General features: G+C 68.2%; 18 protein-coding genes and 3 pseudogenes. 7 read left to right on the top strand and 14 right to left on the bottom strand.

What is annotated here, in order from left to right; genetic code table 11:
* Nucleotides 1-275: 275 nt before the first annotated feature.
* Nucleotides 276-1,532 (top strand): serine hydrolase domain-containing protein, encoded by a 1,257-nt coding sequence (locus tag FHS37_RS17510; RefSeq protein WP_221499868.1) that lies wholly within the window; start codon nucleotides 276-278, stop codon nucleotides 1,530-1,532.
* A 125-nt stretch (nucleotides 1,533-1,657) separates the two neighbouring features.
* On the opposite strand, the pseudogene FHS37_RS17505 reads toward FHS37_RS17510, so the two are convergent.
* Nucleotides 1,658-2,022: pseudogene (locus FHS37_RS17505) on the bottom strand (transposase); the annotation flags it as partial.
* A gap of 216 nt (nucleotides 2,023-2,238) precedes the next feature.
* Here FHS37_RS17505 and FHS37_RS17500 point away from each other — a divergent pair.
* The gene (locus FHS37_RS17500) at nucleotides 2,239-2,427 is read left to right on the top strand and encodes a hypothetical protein (RefSeq protein WP_184822078.1); all 189 of its coding nucleotides are present in this window, start codon (nucleotides 2,239-2,241) and stop codon (nucleotides 2,425-2,427) included.
* On the opposite strand, the gene FHS37_RS17495 is transcribed toward FHS37_RS17500, so the two are convergent.
* From FHS37_RS17495 to FHS37_RS17485, 3 genes are all read right to left on the bottom strand, one after another.
* Nucleotides 2,412-3,167, bottom strand: coding sequence for an SAM-dependent methyltransferase (locus FHS37_RS17495; RefSeq protein ID WP_184822076.1), 756 nt, complete (start codon nucleotides 3,165-3,167; stop codon nucleotides 2,412-2,414). The two genes, FHS37_RS17500 and FHS37_RS17495, sit on opposite strands and share 16 nt — an antisense overlap.
* A 596-nt stretch (nucleotides 3,168-3,763) precedes the next feature.
* Complete coding sequence (locus tag FHS37_RS17490; protein ID WP_184822074.1) at nucleotides 3,764-4,663, bottom strand: IS5 family transposase; 900 nt, start codon at nucleotides 4,661-4,663, stop codon at nucleotides 3,764-3,766.
* A gap of 14 nt (nucleotides 4,664-4,677) precedes the next feature.
* Entirely contained in the window at nucleotides 4,678-5,529 is an 852-nt protein-coding gene (locus FHS37_RS17485; protein WP_184822072.1) for a methyltransferase domain-containing protein, read from the bottom strand.
* Nucleotides 5,530-5,833: 304 nt separating this feature from the next.
* Between FHS37_RS17485 and FHS37_RS17480 the strand changes: the two genes are divergently transcribed.
* Nucleotides 5,834-6,650, top strand: a protein-coding gene (locus FHS37_RS17480; RefSeq protein ID WP_184822070.1) for an IS5 family transposase whose coding sequence is annotated in 2 segments (ribosomal slippage) — nucleotides 5,834-6,183 and nucleotides 6,182-6,650 — 819 coding nt in all. Because the reading frame shifts where the segments join, the coding sequence is not laid out codon by codon here.
* A 34-nt stretch (nucleotides 6,651-6,684) separates the two neighbouring features.
* Here FHS37_RS17480 and FHS37_RS17475 read toward each other — a convergent pair.
* Nucleotides 6,685-7,512 carry a class I SAM-dependent methyltransferase gene (locus FHS37_RS17475; protein ID WP_229890244.1) on the bottom strand — a complete coding sequence of 276 codons (828 nt, stop codon included), beginning with the start codon at nucleotides 7,510-7,512 and terminating at the stop codon, nucleotides 6,685-6,687.
* A gap of 148 nt (nucleotides 7,513-7,660) precedes the next feature.
* On the opposite strand from FHS37_RS17475, the gene FHS37_RS17470 reads away from it, so the two are divergent.
* The 3 genes and pseudogenes from FHS37_RS17470 (at nucleotide 7,661) to FHS37_RS17460 (ending at nucleotide 9,307) form a co-directional block, all read left to right on the top strand.
* Nucleotides 7,661-7,897 carry a nucleotidyl cyclase domain-containing protein gene (locus FHS37_RS17470; protein ID WP_184822068.1) on the top strand — a complete coding sequence of 79 codons (237 nt, stop codon included), beginning with the start codon at nucleotides 7,661-7,663 and terminating at the stop codon, nucleotides 7,895-7,897.
* An 11-nt stretch (nucleotides 7,898-7,908) separates the two neighbouring features.
* Nucleotides 7,909-8,250 (top strand): hypothetical protein, encoded by a 342-nt coding sequence (locus FHS37_RS17465; protein WP_184822066.1) that lies wholly within the window; start codon nucleotides 7,909-7,911, stop codon nucleotides 8,248-8,250.
* A gap of 306 nt (nucleotides 8,251-8,556) precedes the next feature.
* Nucleotides 8,557-9,307: pseudogene (locus tag FHS37_RS17460) on the top strand (transposase).
* A 66-nt stretch (nucleotides 9,308-9,373) separates the two neighbouring features.
* On the opposite strand, the gene FHS37_RS17455 reads toward FHS37_RS17460, so the two are convergent.
* The 8 genes and pseudogenes from FHS37_RS17455 to FHS37_RS40795 all read right to left on the bottom strand — a co-directional run bounded on the left by FHS37_RS17455 (nucleotide 9,374) and on the right by FHS37_RS40795 (nucleotide 16,123).
* The gene (locus FHS37_RS17455) at nucleotides 9,374-9,913 is read right to left on the bottom strand and encodes an SMI1/KNR4 family protein (protein WP_268254617.1); all 540 of its coding nucleotides are present in this window, start codon (nucleotides 9,911-9,913) and stop codon (nucleotides 9,374-9,376) included.
* 362 nt (nucleotides 9,914-10,275) lie between these two features.
* Nucleotides 10,276-10,875 (bottom strand): hypothetical protein, encoded by a 600-nt coding sequence (locus FHS37_RS17450; RefSeq protein ID WP_184822062.1) that lies wholly within the window; start codon nucleotides 10,873-10,875, stop codon nucleotides 10,276-10,278.
* A gap of 109 nt (nucleotides 10,876-10,984) precedes the next feature.
* Nucleotides 10,985-11,500 (bottom strand): hypothetical protein, encoded by a 516-nt coding sequence (locus FHS37_RS17445; RefSeq protein ID WP_184822060.1) that lies wholly within the window; start codon nucleotides 11,498-11,500, stop codon nucleotides 10,985-10,987.
* Between the two features lie 163 nt (nucleotides 11,501-11,663).
* Nucleotides 11,664-12,002: an inner-membrane translocator gene (locus tag FHS37_RS17440; RefSeq protein ID WP_184822057.1), complete on the bottom strand. Its 339-nt coding sequence runs from the start codon at nucleotides 12,000-12,002 to the stop codon at nucleotides 11,664-11,666.
* A 74-nt stretch (nucleotides 12,003-12,076) separates the two neighbouring features.
* Complete coding sequence (locus FHS37_RS17435; protein WP_184822055.1) at nucleotides 12,077-14,731, bottom strand: hypothetical protein; 2,655 nt, start codon at nucleotides 14,729-14,731, stop codon at nucleotides 12,077-12,079.
* Nucleotides 14,732-14,734: 3 nt separating this feature from the next.
* Nucleotides 14,735-15,073: a helix-turn-helix domain-containing protein gene (locus FHS37_RS38860; RefSeq protein WP_221499942.1), complete on the bottom strand. Its 339-nt coding sequence runs from the start codon at nucleotides 15,071-15,073 to the stop codon at nucleotides 14,735-14,737.
* A gap of 24 nt (nucleotides 15,074-15,097) precedes the next feature.
* Nucleotides 15,098-15,532: pseudogene (locus tag FHS37_RS40800) on the bottom strand (tyrosine-type recombinase/integrase); the annotation flags it as partial.
* A 3-nt stretch (nucleotides 15,533-15,535) separates the two neighbouring features.
* On the bottom strand, nucleotides 15,536-16,123 hold the full coding sequence (locus FHS37_RS40795; protein WP_221499867.1) for a site-specific integrase: 588 nt from the start codon (nucleotides 16,121-16,123) through the stop codon (nucleotides 15,536-15,538).
* 530 nt (nucleotides 16,124-16,653) lie between these two features.
* Here FHS37_RS40795 and FHS37_RS17425 point away from each other — a divergent pair.
* Nucleotides 16,654-17,316 carry a VOC family protein gene (locus tag FHS37_RS17425; RefSeq protein ID WP_184822053.1) on the top strand — a complete coding sequence of 221 codons (663 nt, stop codon included), beginning with the start codon at nucleotides 16,654-16,656 and terminating at the stop codon, nucleotides 17,314-17,316.
* Between the two features lie 56 nt (nucleotides 17,317-17,372).
* On the opposite strand, the gene FHS37_RS17420 is transcribed toward FHS37_RS17425, so the two are convergent.
* The gene (locus FHS37_RS17420; protein WP_184822196.1) at nucleotides 17,373-17,777 is read right to left on the bottom strand and encodes a MerR family transcriptional regulator; all 405 of its coding nucleotides are present in this window, start codon (nucleotides 17,775-17,777) and stop codon (nucleotides 17,373-17,375) included.
* Nucleotides 17,778-17,812: the final 35 nt, after the last annotated feature.

Here is a 17,812-nt window from a genome sequence, read left to right as displayed (position 1 = left end):
CATTTTCGCTGGTCAGAGGCACTTTCCGCTTTCCTGATCACCAGCCGGACAGCCCACCTCGTGAAAGCGCGAGGCTAGGACGTAAAAGGTAATCCGCCCAGATCAAACGCCCTCTCAGAATTCACCATCACGCGTTGCTGCTTCTCACCGGCACAATCAGCAGGGGGTGCGGCAAGGAGGGCGGTGGCCGCCGGGTGGTAGGGGGGCCAGCACCACCCCCGTTCGGGCAGCCAGCTGGATGGTCCGCGGCGCCGGCCCTTTGTAGCGTTCCGGCCATGGAGATTACGAAGAGTGCGCGGTGGGGCCGGTCCGGACGGTGGCGTGCGGGGCTGGCCGTGGCCGGGGTCGCCGCAATCGGGACCGCATCGCTTCTCGGGCCGGGCACCACGGCCGAGGCCATGGGCGCCGGCGGCGGGGACGCGCGGTCGCGGCTGCAGCGGGACGCGGACGCGGTACGGGACACGGGAGCCACCGGGCTGACGGTGCTCGCCCGGGACGCGGCCGGGCGCGAGACGCAGGCCCGGTCCGGCACCGCGAGCCTGAAGGACGGGGGCCGGGTGCCCTTCGACGCCTACTACCGCATCGGCAGCGACACCAAGACCTTCACGGCCGTGGCCGCGCTCCAGCTCGTCGGCGAGGGCACGCTGAGCCTGGACGACACCGTCGAGCAGTGGCTGCCCGGGGTGGTCGCCGGCAACGGCAACGACGGCAGCCGCATCACCCTGCGCAACCTGCTCCAGCACACCAGCGGCCTGGCCAATTACACGGACATCGCCTTCGAGGACCCGGCGGAGCTGACGCCCGAGCGCTTCCACGCACAGCGGTTCCGCTCGCAGACCCCCGAGGAGCAGGTCGCCGTGGCGATGGAGCGCGCCCCCGGCTGGCTGCCGGACGCGGACGATCCGGGCGCCGAGACGCAGTGGGCCTACTCCAACACCAACTACGTGCTGCTCGGGATGGTCATCGAGAAGGCCACTGGCAACCCCTGGGCGCAGGAGGTGCACGACCGGATCATCGAGCCGCTGGGGCTGCGCCGCACGCTGATACCGGACACCTCGCCGTACGTGCCGATGCCGACGGCCGCCGGGTACACGCAGTTCCCCGGCCGGGACGACCTCATCGACACCACGCTGGCCGTGGGCGGCGGCGCGGACGGCGGCATCATCAGCACCACCCGCGACATGAACACCTTCCTGCGCGCCCTGATGGGCGGCCGGCTGCTGCCGCCGGAGCAGTTGGAGCAGATGCGCACCACCGTCCCGGCGCCCGGCTACGCCACCGACGGCAGGACCCGCTACGGGCTCGGCCTCGCCTGGCGCCCGGCCGAGGGCTGCGGGGGCGGGATCTGGTACCACGGCGGCACGTCCTTCGGCACCGCCTCCGAGACCGCCGTCACGCCCGACGGCCGGGTGTCGGCCGCGGCCGCTGTCTTCACCACGCGCTTCGATGACGAGAAGCGCTTCCTCGAGCAGGCGGAGGCCGCGGTCCGCCTGCTGGACCGGGCGGTGTGCGGCGACCGGAAGCGCGGGTGACCGGGGGCGCACACCCGCAGAAGACACCGCTTGATTTCTTCGATGGGAGTCGCGTAGTCGGGAGCATGGGCCCACAACAGGTCCACTCGATCGGTTCTCAGACGTCGCAGGCTCGCCTCCAGCGATTCGCGTACTGCGGCGCGGAGGGCGGTCAGAGCCCGTATCCCGCCGGGGGCGAGGGTGTCGACGAGCCGGGAGACCGTCGGGTCCGAGGCGACCGGCCCGAACACGGCCGGCTCGGCCCGCAGCAGTGCGACGTCGGCCAGGCAGTCCCCGCCCAGCGCCACCCCGAGCGCCACATCCAGCAGCACCTTGCCCGGATCATGCACCACCCCGGCCTTGCGCCACGGCGCGAACGCCGCCGATAGCGCCTGGTGCAGGCCGGCCTTGCGGACCGTCTCCACCAGCAGCACGGCCCGGCCTGCGAGACCGCCCCACGACCGCCGCCCTCGACGCGGACACGCGGGTAGCACCCGACACGCTTCTTCACCTGGGAAGTGCTTCTTTCCTTGCAGCCAACAGGACCCTCAGCAAGTCCCATCGCTGCAGGTCAGAGGCACTTCCCGCTTTTTGATCAACCCTCGGACAGCCCGCTTGGTGAAAGCGCGAGGCTAGGGCGTATCCGGCGCTGTGACGCTCGGCAGCGCCCGCCGGGGCGGACTGGGGCAAGAAATTGAAGTGGCCCTGCCCCGGCATCCCCGCCGCGATGGTTGCCGAATTCGCCGGGCACCCGTTGGCCGGCCTGCCGTTCTTCACTCCGGAGACGGTGACGACCGACCACCGATTCGTCTACCACAACCACTACCTGGTCGAAACCAACGGTGACAGCAAGCCTGCCTGTATGACAACTAACGTGCTCCGGCTCAGCCCGTCACCCGATCAGTGGCCGCGCTGAAAGAGCCCACTCGTCGGACGCAGGACGAGGCAGACGAAGCCCAGGACGTCCCGGTAGACGCGCAGCCATTGGTCGCGGTGGGTGGTGGCCGCCTCGAGCGCCTGGGCGCTGTCCGGATCGGTGGGATGGTCCAGGGCCCAGGAGGCCAGCGACCCCGTCCAGGCCCACTCGTAGGCGTCGAGCTCCCGACGGGTGCTGATGTGTCCCTGGACGGGCGTCCACCCGTCCGCGGCGACCCGGTCCAGTGTGGTCGGCAGGTCGGTGAGCTCCCCGAACAGCTCGACAGCCTCGGGAGAGGGGTCGCGGTCCCAGAATCCGTCACCGACCAGAACACGTCCCCCAGGCGCCAGGTGCTTACGCGCCGCCGCGAGAGTGGGGAGCAGGCCACCGAAAGCGTGCGTGGCTCCCACACAGAGCACCAGGTCGAAGGCGTGGGAGGCGGCGAAATGCGCGGCGTCCTGATGGTGGAGGACCAGGCGGTCCTCCACGCCGAGCCGCCGCGCGGCCTGACGCGCGTGCGCCAGCGAGCTCCCGGAGATGTCGACGCCCTCGGCCCGCAGCTGCGGATGCATGGTCAGGGCCCGCAGGAGCCACTCCCCGCCGCCGCAGCCGAGGTCGAGTACGCGCTCGTCACCGCGTGAGAGACCACGTTCCAGCAGTCGACGCACCGAGTCGTCGTCGAGCGGGGCTGCGATCGGATGATCCGCATGAGCATGCCGGGAGATCTGTTCACGGTCCACCGGCGGAGCCTGACACGCCCGGCGACTCGCACGCACCTGATTTCCGGCGGGGCTACCCGGACCGGAAGCCGGATCCGACCGGTTTCGCGCAAGAAGCCGGGCCCTTTCGAACCGCGCCCGTCAGGGACGCGGGCCAGCAGGCCCGGTGACACACACGCTGTCGCCGACCGCGGCTTCCTCATCGCGGACACTCGCAACCCCGCACAGACCGGGCATGAAGTCAGTCGCCAGAGGTGGCTCCCGTTCCCGATCATGAACTCGCGAAGTTGTCCGCCACCTTCACGAACGGAGCACCCTGGTCCCCGAACTCGTTGCCCGAGCGGTCCCCGCAGAGGACGTCGAAAGCATCCACTCCGCGGGCACCTCCCACTTGTCGACCCAGAAGCCGGCCTGCTTGCCCACGAAGTAGTTGTCCTCACCGCACCACCCGCACTCGAAGACGAACTCCACCCCATCCCCTTCCCCGAGCCTGTTGGACCGAGGATGCCCGGGACACGGGTGCGGTGACGCCCGAACGCCCACTCCCCTGCTGCGCGACGCCGAAGGAGAACGATCCCGGCGGTGCCCTTCACCGCCTCCTGCCTAGGTCGTGTCTCTCAACTCCGTAACCAGGTGATGATCGCCGCCAACACGGCTGCGGAGCGGTAGACGATCGCGAGTTTGTCGTAACGGGTGGCCAGGCCCCGCCACTGCTTGGGCAGGCTGAATGATCGTTCCACGACGTTCCTGCGCTTGTAGGTCTCGGTGTCCAGAGTCTGGGGCCGTCCGCCGCTGCGGCCTTTCCTCTTGCGGTTGGCCTGCTGATCGGCACGCTCGGGAATCACCGTGCGGATGCCGCGGACCGCGAGGTCTTCGCGGACCTGCCTGGAGGAATACGCCTTGTCTGCGAGCAGTGCGTCCGGTGTGGTGCGCGGCCTGCCAGGGCCAGGTCGCGGGACTCGGATGTCGCCCAGCAGGAGAGGGAGGACCTGCACGTCGTGGACTTGGCCAGGGGTGACCACGACGGCCAGCGGGCGGCCATTGCCGTCCACGGCGTGATGAGTCTTGGTCGTCAGGCCGCCACGCGATCGACCTATGGCGTGGCCGGCTGGCTCGCCCCCGGTAGCCGGAGTTTCGTTCTTGCTCTGGCAGGTGACAGCGCTGATGTCCTTCTCCGGCCGGGCCGTATTCGTGGCGTGCTGGTGGGCCCGGTTGATGGTCGAGTCGACCGCGACCGTCCAGTCGATCCCGTTGACCGAGTCCGCCTGGGCGGTCAGCTGGGCCGGAACCGTGTCCCAGGTGCCGTCAGCCGCCCACCTGCGATGGCGCTTCCACACCGTCTGCCAGGGACCGAATGCTTCGCGGGGCAGATCTCTCCAGGGAATGCCCGTGCGGTACCGATGAATGATCCCTTCGATGATGCGGCGGTGGTCGGCGAACGGACACCCTGCCTTCCCCGCGCCGCGGGGAAGGCAGGGCACCAGGCGTGCCCATTGCTCGTCGGTCAGCAGGCGCATGCGCCCGCTCGTGGTCACCGAGGCCGGTAGGCGGTGGCCAGCACGGAGACAGTGACCTGATCGGGCAGGACGCCGCCGTCGATGAGGTCTGCACGACTCACGTGGCGTGCACTCGGCGTCATCCCAACCAGATCCAGGGCGTCCAGTTTGGTCAACGGAACGGAGTACTCCACCTGCTCGGTGACGACGGCCTCGAAGAGGGGGTCGAGCGCTCGGTGCAGGCGCTGTTCCTTGGCCGGGTCGATTGTGACCATTGCAGGCATCTGGCCACGCAGCTCGGCCAAGTGCCGACCGGTGGGTCGGACCACGATCAGCCGACCGGCTGGGCGCAGAACGCGGCGGAACTCGGTCGAATTGCGTGGAGCGAACACGTTCAGCACGACATCGGCCACCCCGTCAGCCAGTGGGAAGGGACGGAACACGTCCCAGGCCACCGCGGCAGCCCGGTCGTGGGCACGGGCTGCCGAGCGCAGCGCGCGCACCGATGTGTCCAGCCCCAGACCACGGGCGCTGGGCAGCTGGTCGAGTACGCCGGCCAGGTAGTAGCCCGTGCCGCACCCCACGTCCACCACCGTGCCCTGCTCGGACACGGCGTCGGCCGTCAGGCCGGCCCCGACCTCGCGGATGGGCGCGTAGGTGCCGGTGGACAGAAACCGGTCCCGGGCCTGAACCATTGCCGCGTCGTCGCCGCTGATGGCGCGGGTGCCCGTCAGCAGGCTGGCATAGCCGTGCCGGGCGATGTCGAAGGTATGGCCCACCGGGCAACGCAGTGCACCGTGGTCGGGGTGCAGGCGGCGCGTACGGCACGTCGGGCAGCGCAGCAGGTCGAGGGACAGATCGAGGGCAGGGGGAAGCGACACAGGCACGAGGCACTCCTGGCAAGGGGTGAGGGGAAGGGATCGTGCCTGCGCGATCAGAACGTCACTGCCTCAGGAAGGAACGGGCAGCATCGGGACGTGACTCCCGCATCAGGCACACCAAGGAGGGCGACGCCGTCCGGCGTCGCCCTCAGCGCCTTCCAATCACAGGAAGCAGCAGTGCGGGGTGCTCATGAATGCCACGTCATAAGTCTACGGGCACGGCGGAGACCGTCATGCCTCAGTGCCCAAGAAGAGTGGGGGACACGGCCTAAGACCGTGTCCTATGTGGTGAGGCGTCGTTGAACTCGGCATGCGGTGGGGTGCGTGGAGTTGGCTTGTTCCGGACGGGCTGTGGGAGATCGCGAAGCCGCTGATCCCGCCGTCGAAGGTGCGGCCGCAGGGCGGGGGAACGCAGGACACGCCTGATGAGACGCTGTTCGCCGCGAACATCTACGTCCTGGTGTCCAGCTGCGCCTGGCGTACGTTGCCGCCGTGCTTCGGCGTCTCGAAGTCGATCGCCCACCGCCGGTTCATGATCTGGTCCAGAGCCGGTGTCTGGCCCCGACTGCACGAGGCCGTGCCGCACCGGCTTGACGACGCCGGCTTGGTCGACGTCACCCGCGTCGTCCTCGACACCGCCCACGTCCGCGCCAAGAAGGGGCGAACACACAGGTCCGAGCTCCGTGGACCGCGGCAAGCCGGGTTCCAGGATGCGCGTCCTGCCGGACGCGAACGGACTGCCCCTCCTCGTCGGCGTCTCGGCCGACAACACCCATGACAGCGAAGGGCTGAAGCCCATGGTCGGGGGTCACCAAACGAGACACGACCCTCACCGCGGCCGCTGCTTCAAGCCCCAGCGCCTCCACGCAGACAAAGCCTACGACCGTGCCGACCTGCGTAGAGGGCTTCGCTGGAAGCGCATCGGCGTGCGCATCGCCCGCAAGGGCATCGAGTCCAGCGAACGATTGGGGCGACGCCGCTGGGTCGTCGAGCGCACCATGTCGTGGCTCTCCGGTCACCGCCGGCTCAGCCCCCGCTACGAGCGCGATTCCCGCAACTACCTGGCCTTTCTCGGACTCTCCGCCGCTCCGTGCTGCTTCAAGCGCCTTGTCCGCCTCACCACGTAGGACACAGTCTTAGTTCAGGGGCAGGTCCCTGGCCTCACCGGGCGCGCCGTCCAACGCGGAGGACGCTCAGGTAACGGCGTGATGCCCGGTCGCCCATCCGCGTGCGGATCCGCTCGGCGACGGCGTCGAGCAAAGGCTCACGGACTTCGCGATCGAGTCTCCGGTACAGCGACAACGAGCGAAGGTGATCGGCGAAGCCGTCCCCGGTGAACCACTGAACGGTTGGATACCAGCGCACAATCGTTGGGCCAAACAGTTCTCCGGGATCATCGACCAGGCCCCAGCCCTCGTCGGTGCCGCGCACGTCTTCTTCGAGTGGCGGATGACCCCAATCAGGGTTCCCCGGGCAGAACCGCTCGTGGAGATCGGCGGTCTCGGCATACACCTCCGGTTCCCCCGGCCGGCGGACAACGACATGACCGAGCAGCGCCATCCAGCCTCCGGGATGGAGCATGTCGTGCGCTCGCTGCCAGCCAATCGACGGGTCAACCCAGTGCCACGACGACGCAGCCACGAGGACATCGAAGCGTCGACCGCGGTTGTCCCACTCCTCAAACCTCGACGTCTCGACTTCGACGTTCCGGAAAGGGGCCAACCGCTGGCGAGCGAGTGCGGCCATATCTGCGCCCGGCTCGACGGCGGTCACTGAGCATCCGAGCGCTGCAAGCGAGCGCGTCGCCTGCCCGGTGCCGCAGCCCACCTCCAGCACCGACGACCGTTCGTCCATGCCGGTGATGGCGCAAAGGTCCGTGAACAACTCGTCGGGGTATCCCGGCCGGACCCGGTCGTAGAGCTCCGGCACCTCGTTGAACACCCGGCCGAGGCCGTGTCGATTCGGGTGCGCCTTCGGATCATCAGTCACGAACGCACAAGCTATGAGGCCCGTCCACGGGGACGCCACTGATTTACCGGCAGCTGCTGCGTTGCCGCCGGTAGTCCGGAGAAGAGTTCGCCGTCGCCCTGGACTTGCCCGCACACGCCGCGCACAGCGCCTCGCGCAGCTGGTCCGTATGCCGCACGCGCTGGTCGTCCTGGACGACGGCCGCACGGTCGACGTGGCCGCCTCGGTCGGTATTGCCCCCCCCGACACGATCGGTTCCCGTGACCTGAGCGCGCTGCAGCGGGCCGCCGATGCCGCCCTCCACGACGGCAAGCACTCCGGCCGCGCGACCATCGCCACCGCCGCGCACGCCGCGGTGCCGTCCGTCAACGGCCGCCGCGTCGGCCGCCCGGGCACGGCCCTGTAGGGGCGAGCCGCATGAGCATCGTCGCCTTGCCCGAGGGCGACTGGATCCGCGGCATCACCACCAGGCAGCCGCCCGCCGCGTGCATCCCCGCCGGTGCCAAGACGGTAGAGAACCGGCCTGCCCGGTGGCGGCCGGGCTGGATGCTGCTGTACGTGGGCAAGGCCATCGACCGGCTCGCTTTGCGCACCCCTCTGATCGCCCGCACGATCCGCAGCCGCGACCTGGTCATGGGCGCGGTGATCGGCGTCGCCCACATCATCGACTGCCACCAGGACTTCGACGACGCTGCTGGTAAGTGCGGCTATTGCAACTTGCGGATTCATCCAACGCTGGTGAGCGGGAGGCGGTGTTGAGCATCTGCAACTCCCAGCCGGGCCCGACCAGCAGAGTCCTTCGGCGTGGTGAGAGTTTCGGAGAGTTGTAAGGACATGACGCTGAAGTGATGCCTCCGAGGACGCCACGTTCCACTACGGTCGTCCATGCTGAGCATGGTGGGACTGGTGGGACGACCCACAACGATGAAGCGATCAGTGAGCTCTTTTAGAGTGGCCACTGATCGAGTGACCCAGGTCCAGTCAGGATGAGGACCGCAACGCACAGGGCTCCCGCGCCGTTGAGGGGGGTGTTCGAAGTCTCAACCCATCGGTACAGGAGCCCTGTTGGATGCCCATCCTGCCGCACTCGGCCTGCCCCATGCTCTGGTCGCGTGGGTATCCATGCTCATCGTCACCCGTGAGGGTGGCCGCCGCTGCAAGCTGCCGCCCCACCAGCGTGCTCGCGTGGGCCTGGTCTACCTTCGCCGGCACGACACGCTCGCGCAGATCGCCGTCGGTCTCGGCATATCCGTCGGCACCGCCCACGCGTACGTCATGGCCGTCGTCCAGCACCTGTCCGGCCGGGCGCCGGTCCTGCTGCGGGTCCTGCGCGAGGCGGATCGGGATTGCGTCCTGCTCGACGGGACGCTCGCCGAGTGCGACCGTGTCGGCGACAGCCGGGCAGACTTCTCCCAGAAGCACCGCCGTCACGGCGTGAACGTGCGGGTCGCGACCGGTCCCGCGGGCAACCTGCTGTGGATCTCGCCAGCGCTGCCCGGCCGCACGTATGACCTGACTGCGGCCCGCGCCCACCGCATCGTCCGGATCTGCGAACGCCAGGGCGCCCCGTCCTCGCCGACCGTGCCTACATCGGGGCCGGCCCCCCGGGGCAACCACACCGATCAGACGGCTCCCGAACCGGGACCTCACCACGACCCAGCAGACGATCAACCGAGCCCTGCCAGCGGCACGAGCACCGGTCGAACGAAGCATCGCGCGACTCAAGTCCTGGCAGATCCTCCGCCGGGCCCGCTGCAGCCCCAACCGGATGACCGTCATCGTCGCAGCCACCCTGACCCTGGAGCGTCAACGCTGATGAATCTCATTGCCGTTTCACGGTGAGGACGGATCGGCAATGGCCGTCATCCAGTTGGGAACCGTCTCACGACCAGACAAGTCGACCTTCGGTGAACCGACAGACCGGGTAGCTTCCATCGGCGATCCTCGTCAGCGTCTCCGCCACGGAGTCGAAATACTGGGCCAGCGATTCGTACTCGCCCGTGACCGTGACCTCTCCCACGCACCAGCTGCCGACGCGGCCGTCCCGCACATCGATGAACTTTCCCATCCAGCCGTCCTGGTCCGACAGGAACGGGATCCACTCGTTACGCCAGAACGGATTGTCCGGCTGGTCCGGAGGGTCGAAGCCACCAGGCGTGGAGCGGTTCGCGTAGAGCCTCTCCAGCGCCCGGATGCCCAGAAAGAAGCTTCCCTCGTCGGGAAACCCGTCGAAGCCGCAGCATGCCACTTCGTCGTCGACGTCTTCCTCCGGCAGATCCAGATTGTTCTGCAACAGCCACGTCCGCAGGTCTCCATGCAGGGAGATTCCCATTCGTTCCTCGGCTGCCGCGAGCCTCTGCTCCGTAGCGGGTCCTGGCAGATCCGCGTGATCGGCCGGCGCGTGCTCCCGAAGAAGGCTCATCACACGCGACCAACTCTCAGCCACACTCATCGCCCTCTGCCCTCTGCCCTCTGCCCTCTGCCCTCTCCACAGGGATATCTCCGTCCGACTACGCCACTGCGGAGGTTGGGAAGTACCGGCCGGAAAACCTCACAGGGATGGTACTTCGAGCATGCGTTCCATCCCTCCCCGCGATCATCTTCCGTCCCGAAGCGCAGGGCCGGCCCCTCAGCGAAGTGGCCGTCCACGACTTTTCACAGACAACAAACTGTGCCCGGGGGGTCCAGCCGAGGAGATTCCAGGGATCAAGCGAGGACTACGGCGTGACCCTGGAGCGGCGAAGCTGAAAATGCTCAGTAGGCCGCGACCTTCCACTGTGCGCGTCAGGGGAGGTTGTAGGTGACCACGGCACGGGCCGGAAAGCGGAAGGATTCGTTGACTGTGGGAGAGCGCTCGACCATAACGTTGACGCTGGATCCGGTGGCGCTTGTGGAGTGGTAGACCCAGACGGGGCCACGCAGGGGAGAGCCGCACAAACCATCGGGTAGCTCGATCTCGTCGTCGGCGACCGCTTTGGTGCCGTACTTCTCATCGAACAGGGGCTCGCCATCCGGGAGGATGCCGGCACGGTGGAGGTAGTCCGGTATCTGGCCGCTTACGAAGGCGACCTCAGCGCTTCCGTTCCGGGTGAAGTAGTGGACGTCGGAGGCGCCTGCAGGTATCGGAACACCTCCGGCTGATATCACTTGCGGCAGTTTCGTGTCGCTGCCTTCGCAGGCTCGGGCGTCCCCGAAGGGGTGGAGCAGCTGGTCCTGGAAAAACCAGACGAGGCTTCCCGTCCCGACGGTGAGAACGGCCACCACAACGGCCAGGCAGGAAAGCCGCCGCCCTAGCCCAGAGGTTCCTGTCCCGCCGTCTCGGTCGCTGCCGTCCGCTGCCTCATGTGACATGGCTCTGTCTCCGGCCTCCTTCGCGTCAGACATGAACTTCTCCTTGAGATGTGTTCGGACGTGGCCACCGCAGCCTAGGCCGACTGGGACTCGCTTGATCCAACGGTCTTGGAGTGCCCGCGGTCTGCCGAGGGCAGCCGGTTCACGGCAATTCCAGGTCAGGGAGGGAGAGGAAGCGTGTGATGGCCTCCACGGCGCGTTCCTCAACGTTCTTGCGATCGAGGTCTGCAGCGGGGCCGACCAAGTGGGCCTCTGTGAGAGCAGGGAGCAGGAAGTAAGGCTCCTCCCCTACTCCGTTGCCGAGGTCCTCGAAGCTGAGCCACGTGTGGAGGCGTCCGTCACGGTAGTACGCGAAGTGGGGACGGTGGGCTTTCGCCAGGCACGGCTCAGTCACGAACACGGCGAGTTCACCGCCAGGCTGGCACAGTTGGCCATAGTTTGTGGTGCTGTAATCGCCATCGTCCCAGCTGAGCATGTCGTGCATCATCAGGCTCCAGTCGGCACCCTTGCCGTAGGCAAGGGGCCGGTGGCGCTGGCTGAGGAGCCCTCGCGTGATCGCGTCCAACGACATCCCCCGGAAGAAGACGACGTTGGTCTCCTCACCGTTTGGGATCTGACCGTGTATCCAGCCGAGCGGGCCATGTATCCAATGCAGCATGCTGCGCAACATATGCGATGGCACTGACACCGCTGCGTAGTCCAATGCATGACCTGCGGTCCGGCCCTCAGGGGTGGGGCTGCAGTGAGCGTCCTCCTACCTCAGTGCCTGTGCCGGAGCCCTCTATTCCCAGGCGCCTCCGGTGGCTGTGACTGCATCTGGATCAGGGCCAAGAGGCCAGCGTGTGGACTGCCAGGAAAGCGCAGAACGTCATCTGCACCGCTCCGATAGCTCGATGTCCGATCCATAGCAGCACGAGGGCCGTTACGCCGACCGTCAAGGCCAGAGCGCCGTATCCCAGCACTGGCGCCCAGTCTACGGAGGGCGCGCTGGCTGCTGTTTGCCCTGAGTTGGTGTCCATCCGGCCCAGTCCCCGTACGGCGAGCACGATGACGACCAACAGCCCGGCCGCCACGTCAGCCACCAGTACGAGAAACAGGAGACAACCTGCGGTGAGGGCACCCTCTCCGCCGGAGGGTTGCTTGTCGGCATGTTCGGACATGGCACAACGATCGCCTGGATCCTACTCTTCCGAACGGTCCGTCGCCGACTCGCAATCCAGACGTGCTCCGCTCTTCATGGTCCTACCGGGTCCCGGTGATCTCTGAAGTCACTCAGTTTGATCAGGTCAGGTGGAGGACGAGGACGGCCCGAACGAGGCGCGCAGCAGCCTCTGCCTTTCCAGCTCCCGGCCCTCCTTGGTGGCGATGAGAGGCACGTAGGCGGGGTGGGGTAGGGGCGGCTGGCAACCTCGGCGGCGTAGGCGTTGTCCTGTCCGCCGATGCGATTCCAGGAGTCTGCAGTGTTCTGGTGGACGCCGAGCAGCCGGCTGACCACGAGGGCGGGCAGTTCGGAAGCCAGCTCGACGAGAGCAGTGTTGCGTGCCATGCGTGGGCGGAGGCCGAGCGGGTGGAGGCGGCACACGAGCTGGCTGCGGCTGAGGTGCTGGGCCGGAAAGCGGCCTGGGAACAGCCAGCGTTCCCCGGCAGTGTCCGTGGCCGTCGCCTGGGCGTGGAGCGTTCGGATGTAGCCGTCGAGAGGCGGTGGCATCTGGGCCGGGACCTGCCCGAGTCGGAGCAGCACTGTGCTCGGGGTGACCTCCACATGCTTGGCGGTGAGGACGACGATTCGGGACAGGTCCTGGGCGAAGAGGAGAGCGAGGAGCCCGGCTGCCTTGTCGGGCACCGGGATCTCGTCGTCGTGGATAAGCCGGTTGACCAGCTGCCAGCGGGTGTCCTGAGCGATGAGTTGACCAGTGAAGGTCGGGATGGGGAGTTCGACGGTCAGCTGCCGGGTGTGGCCGTGGCGGCTGGTCCAGGCGAGGAAGCTGTGTACCCGCGGGCCGCGGGCGGGGTAGTCGTCCAGCCAGGTGTCCAGAAGGTCCTGGGTGCATGTGCTGAGGGCGATGTCCTGGGTGTGGAGCCAGTTGAGCAGGCGGACGACCTGGGTGACGTAGGCGCGGACGCCATGTGCTTGTGCCTGGCTGACCGGGCGGTGATGAGCGAAGCGACGGAGGCGACGCAGCAGGTGCCAGGCGATGTACGCCTGGAGCACCTTGTGGCTCTCCGGGTCACGGACCTGTGCGGACCGTGCCGCGAGCCAGCGCTCGAGGGCGGCGAGTTGCTCGTCGCGCGCGGGCAGTGCGCCGCCGGCGACCAGGTGCATACGGAGGTTGTCTATCACCTTGGCCGGCCGCATGCCGTCCAAGGTGTCATGGGTGACCGGTCCGCTTCCGGCTGCCAGGGCACGCAGCACGCTGCGCCGGGCGGGGCGGCGGTTCAGCCAGTACAGCAGGTTGGTGCCGGGCTGTCTCGACAGGGCTTTGAAGACCGGCTCGATGCCGGGGCGCATGCGTCCCTCGACACTGAGCACTTCTCGAAGGCGCGCTCGGGCAGCGCAGTCGGGGCACAGGCCGTAATGGTGCAGATGGGTGGCTGTGCCGCACTCGCTGCACGGCCGCTTGCGGGCCGGGTGGTGGCGCCAGCAGGTTGGGCACAGTTCGTCGCCGTTCGGCGCGATGGCATGGATGCGCAGCGTCCGGCCGCACTGGGCGCAGGGGCGGTGTGTGGCGCCGCAAGACGAACACAGCGGCTCTCCGTCGGCCGTGCGGTAGCTGATCTGGTTATCGCGGTCGCAGCCGACGCAGATCGCGCGGGGGCGCCGCTTCCGCGTGCACGAGAAGCAGATCGGGGCGTCGGTGGAGACGTGCAGGCACGGACGCCGTTCCCCGCACTCGCTGCAGGCCGCGGTGGGGTATTGGTGGCAGCGCCCGCACAGCGGGTGGTCGTCTTCGCGGGCCTGGATGTAGCGGCGTTCCCCGCACTGCGCACAGATTTGGTGCACGACTGGGTTGCGCTGCCGACAGGTCTGGCACAAAGGCAGGCCATCGTGGGTGCGGCCCATCACGGGCCGGTCGCGCCCGCACCAGGCGCACGGCTCGGCGCGTGCGGCCGAGCGGCACTCGGCGCAGCAGCGGAGCCCGTTACGTGTACGTGGCAGCGGCACGTTCCGGCCGCAGTAGGGACACCCCGGGACCACCAGGTTCACAGCTTCTCGCTCCCGAAGCGCAGCGATGAGGTGCAGAGCCTTGACCGGGCCCTGAGCGCCTTGGCCGGTCAGCAGCCCGGGACGGTCTTCCAGAGCCCACAGCAGTTTGCGCTGTCGAGCTGTAACCGGCTCAACCGCTCGAACGGCCTCGGCAACCGTCTGCTCGGGCAGGGTCGGGCAGATCTGCTGGATGACCTGGCACAGCCCATCCATCGGGTCAACGCCGTCGTCCGGGGGATGAGCACGGCAGCGGGGCCGCCCTTCGCGATCTCGGGTCCTGAACTCGTGGCGGCCACATACGGCGCAGGGGTTCGCCTCGTGCCGACGTCGCCCCTCACAGGTGTTGCAGATGCGAGACCCGCTGCCGGGAAGGACACCGACAAGGAGGCGCGCCTGGCCGCAAGCCCCGCAACGCGGCTGCTGTACGTGCACGGCGCCCTGCTCGCGCAGTGCCCGGACGAACCGTTCAACGATGGCGGGCGACTCCGACCGCCCCTGCGTCAGCCACGACAGGTCCCGCTGGAGGAGCTCGGCGAGCTTCCGCCGCTGGGCGCCGCGAGGAAAGGTGGCCCTCACCACGGATCCGATCAGCTCTGCGGGCATGGCCAGTTCGACGGCGACGACCGCCTCAGCGATCACGCCTTCAGGATCGCTGGCATAACGGGGCAGGGCGGAGGCGTCCACGAACTACTCCCCCGCGGGCGTAATACGGGCGCGCTTGGGCCGATACTCGCCGACTCCGGCTGCCGGACCGGCAGCCGTGCCTTCGCCTCCTGCCGCTGCCGTCCTCCTGCTCGCCGCCCGGGCGGCCGTCGGTTCGATCAAGTCCTCCATACGGCGCTGAAGGATGTCGAGCAGCGCCATCAGCGTGGTCAGGCTCAGCCGTTCCGGACGCTCGACCACCAGCCGGTAGACCTGGCTGGCCGACAGGTCAATGCCGCGTTCAGCCAGCAGGGGCCTCAGATCGGTGGTGGAGAACATCTGGTACAGGGCCTTGTCCAAGACCTTGCGCATCATCGTGTTCATGAAGTCACCGCTCACCCCGGTGTAGAGCGCGGTCGTCGAGGCGTGGCGGTGACCGACCTGCCGTTGGACAAAAGCCGGGTCGGCGCCGTCCTCGATCTGATGGGTGACGTGGCTGTGCCGCAGACAGTGCGGCACGAGATCCGAGTCCAGCCCCAGGGCATCGCGGTACTCCGCGAAGCGGTCCTCGATCTCGCGGCTCTGGAGCCGGCCGCCGCGCTCGGTAGGCCACAGGGCCGCCCCGGCCGCGGCACGGTAGCGAGGGCGGATGTTGGTGACGTAGTCGTCGACCGCTTCCACAGCCCAGGGCATCACGCTCAGGACGATCCGCCGACGGGGCGCAGAGCCCTTGGACCGTTTGCCGTACCGGACGTGCAGCGATTCGAACCGGCCCAGCTCTGGCGCCTTGGGATTGCGGTACCAGTCGTTGAGATCCAGCTTCGACGCCTCCGTGCACCGCAGCCCTCAGCCGTAGATAACCTTGAACGCGGTGGCATCCCGGTACGCGGCCAGCGCCCCTTTGCGGCCGAGCCTGATAGCGCGGTCGACCTGATCGTCGGCGTAGTCGAGGAAGAGCTGAATCTCCTCGCGAGTCATCGGCCGCCGGCCCGCCCTCCCCTCGTAGTCGACGAGGTGTGCGGCGGTGTTCCACTCGTGGCAGATCTGCACCGGGTGCGTGCCGAAGCGTCGTTCGCACTCCTGCGGCCACTGGTAATGCGGCGAGGTGATGTAGTCGCAGAACTGGCGAATGGCAGTCTGGTAGCCACGAATCGTCGACTCCGCACGGTGAAGTTCCGCGATCAGGTACGTCGTCCACTCATCCATCGCGGCAGCCGACCAGCTCCACGGGTACGCCCCGGCGAAGTCGTTGAACTGACGCACCACGCGTAGACGGTCGCTGATCGTCTTCGCCTGCAGACGCCGACCTCCTCGCTGCTGCCGCGTCCAGCCCTCCAACATTGCGTCGAAAACGGCGTCTTCGGGGTGCAGCAGCGTCACGCCGTTCAGCAACACCAGACGGGCAGAGCCCTCGCTCAAGTCCGTCGTCGTCACGCAGCCCTCTTCCTCAGGGTGCGCGAATCATGCATCAGATGACTGATCTACAGCGAGAGCGCAGGCCGGAAGCCCGCCTCGCTCACCATCAGGAGGCACGTTGATGCCACAGATCCCCAGCTCGGACAACCCAGAATCACGCATCAGATGCAATTCCCCGGAGTCGCCGCTCTGCTCGCAGTGGGCGCACCCCGGCGCCTGGCATCAGGTCCTTGCCGACGTCCGGGAACTGCCGCTGCCCGTTCCCGCACGCGGGCAGCGGCAGTTCCCGGCGGCCGTCGCCGGATCTGGTGGCGCGGGTGTTCCAGCAGCTGCCCGGTTTCCGGGCGTGACCCGCACGCGGGGCAGGAAGCCACCCCGGCCCGTACCGCGCTCATCACCTCCGGGGTGCGGGCGTTCCTCCACGGCTACCAGCCCGAAACGGGTTGCTGAGGAGACAGCAAGTCAGCTACGACAACAGCTGGTCGACACAGCAAGGGGGCAGGCAGTTGACGTCATCTCACCTCGGTGCGCTGAACGAGTTCTGCTGGATGGACGTCAAGACGCACGACGTGCCGGGCACGGCGGCCTTCTTCTCCGCTGTGCTGGGGTGGCGGTTCGCCGTGGACGAAAGCGACTGGCGCCGCGCGATCAAGATCTTCGCCGACGGACATCAGATCGGCGGCGTGAGCGACCTGAGCTCTCCGCTCTATCCGCCGGGCACTCCTGCGCACATCGCCTACTACCTCGCCGTCGATGACATCGAGGCCCGCACCGAAGCCGCCACCGCGGCGGGTGCCCAACTCGTGCTCGCGCCGTTCGACGCCGGAGACCAGGGCCGCATCGCCACACTGATCGATCCCGTGGGCGCGGCCTTCTCGCTGTGGCAGACACGCCCTGCCAACCGATGGTCTCCGTCGGCGCGCGCACCACAGCGCATGGTCCTTGCCTGCCCCCGCCCCGCGCAGGCCCGCCGCTTCTACCGGGACGTGCTCGGCACGGTCCCCAGCTTCGCCGACTTCGTCCCGACGCACGGCGCAGAGGAGCCTGAACCTCGCTGGGAACTCGTGGTCGCCGTTGACGACCCGGACGCCGTGGCCGCCCGCGTACACGGGCTGGGGCACGAGATGGCGCACGGGCCCGATCACGTCGGCGGACAGCGTCTTACCAGCCCGGACGGACTGACGTTCCACATCCGGGCTGCCGCCTCATGAAGCCGCTGAGGCGGCAGCCCGCTCTATGACGCGTGGCGCCGGCTGATGGCCGAAGGTCAGACCGAGGCACTCTGCTGGGAGTGTGCGGCGTCCAGGCGGGTGCGGAGAGTGGCGGCGAAGTCTTCGGCGCGGGCCAGCTGGATACGCAGCTCCTCGATCTTGCGGCCGGCGTCCTGTTCGTAGGTCCTCACCCGCTCCAGGAGTGCCTCGCGCTCGGCACCGTCGGCCGTCTCGGCATGGTCGAGGCGGTCGGTGGCATCCAGCAGGTCGCGCATCTGCTCCAGGGTGAAGCCCAGGGGCTTCATACGGCGGATGACCATGAGCCGCTGCACATCGGACTCCGTGTAGAGGCGGAATCCGCCCTGGGAGCGGGCGGAGGGGATGACCAGGCCGGTCTCCTCGTAGTGCCGGATGGTGCGCAGGGACAGCTCCGTCCGCGCGGCGACCTCGCCGATCTGCATGTGCCCGTCCACGCCCGTGTCCCTGGCCCTTCTCC

It is taken from the genome of Streptomyces griseomycini (assembly GCF_014203535.1).
In the GTDB taxonomy this organism is placed as follows: domain Bacteria; phylum Actinomycetota; class Actinomycetes; order Streptomycetales; family Streptomycetaceae; genus Streptomyces; species Streptomyces griseomycini.
Note: the sequence above shows the minus strand (reverse complement) of the source record. Positions and strands in the feature narration are given on the sequence as shown.

Bases quoted from the DNA above. Each gene is read 5' to 3' on its own strand.
- FHS37_RS17510 (WP_221499868.1), top strand. From the start codon at position 276: ATGGAGATTACGAAGAGTGCGCGGTGGGGCCGGTCCGGACGGTGGCGT.
- FHS37_RS17500 (WP_184822078.1), top strand. From the start codon at position 2,239: ATGGTTGCCGAATTCGCCGGGCACCCGTTGGCCGGCCTGCCGTTCTTC.
- FHS37_RS17490 (WP_184822074.1), bottom strand. From the start codon at position 4,663: ATGCGCCTGCTGACCGACGAGCAATGGGCACGCCTGGTGCCCTGCCTT.
- FHS37_RS17470 (WP_184822068.1), top strand. From the start codon at position 7,661: ATGCCGCACGCGCTGGTCGTCCTGGACGACGGCCGCACGGTCGACGTG.
- FHS37_RS17465 (WP_184822066.1), top strand. From the start codon at position 7,909: ATGAGCATCGTCGCCTTGCCCGAGGGCGACTGGATCCGCGGCATCACC.
- FHS37_RS17455 (WP_268254617.1), bottom strand. From the start codon at position 9,913: ATGAGCCTTCTTCGGGAGCACGCGCCGGCCGATCACGCGGATCTGCCA.
- FHS37_RS17450 (WP_184822062.1), bottom strand. From the start codon at position 10,875: ATGTCTGACGCGAAGGAGGCCGGAGACAGAGCCATGTCACATGAGGCA.
- FHS37_RS17445 (WP_184822060.1), bottom strand. From the start codon at position 11,500: ATGCTGCATTGGATACATGGCCCGCTCGGCTGGATACACGGTCAGATC.
- FHS37_RS17440 (WP_184822057.1), bottom strand. From the start codon at position 12,002: ATGTCCGAACATGCCGACAAGCAACCCTCCGGCGGAGAGGGTGCCCTC.
- FHS37_RS38860 (WP_221499942.1), bottom strand. From the start codon at position 15,073: ATGAACACGATGATGCGCAAGGTCTTGGACAAGGCCCTGTACCAGATG.
- FHS37_RS17425 (WP_184822053.1), top strand. From the start codon at position 16,654: ATGGACGTCAAGACGCACGACGTGCCGGGCACGGCGGCCTTCTTCTCC.
- FHS37_RS17420 (WP_184822196.1), bottom strand. From the start codon at position 17,777: ATGCAGATCGGCGAGGTCGCCGCGCGGACGGAGCTGTCCCTGCGCACC.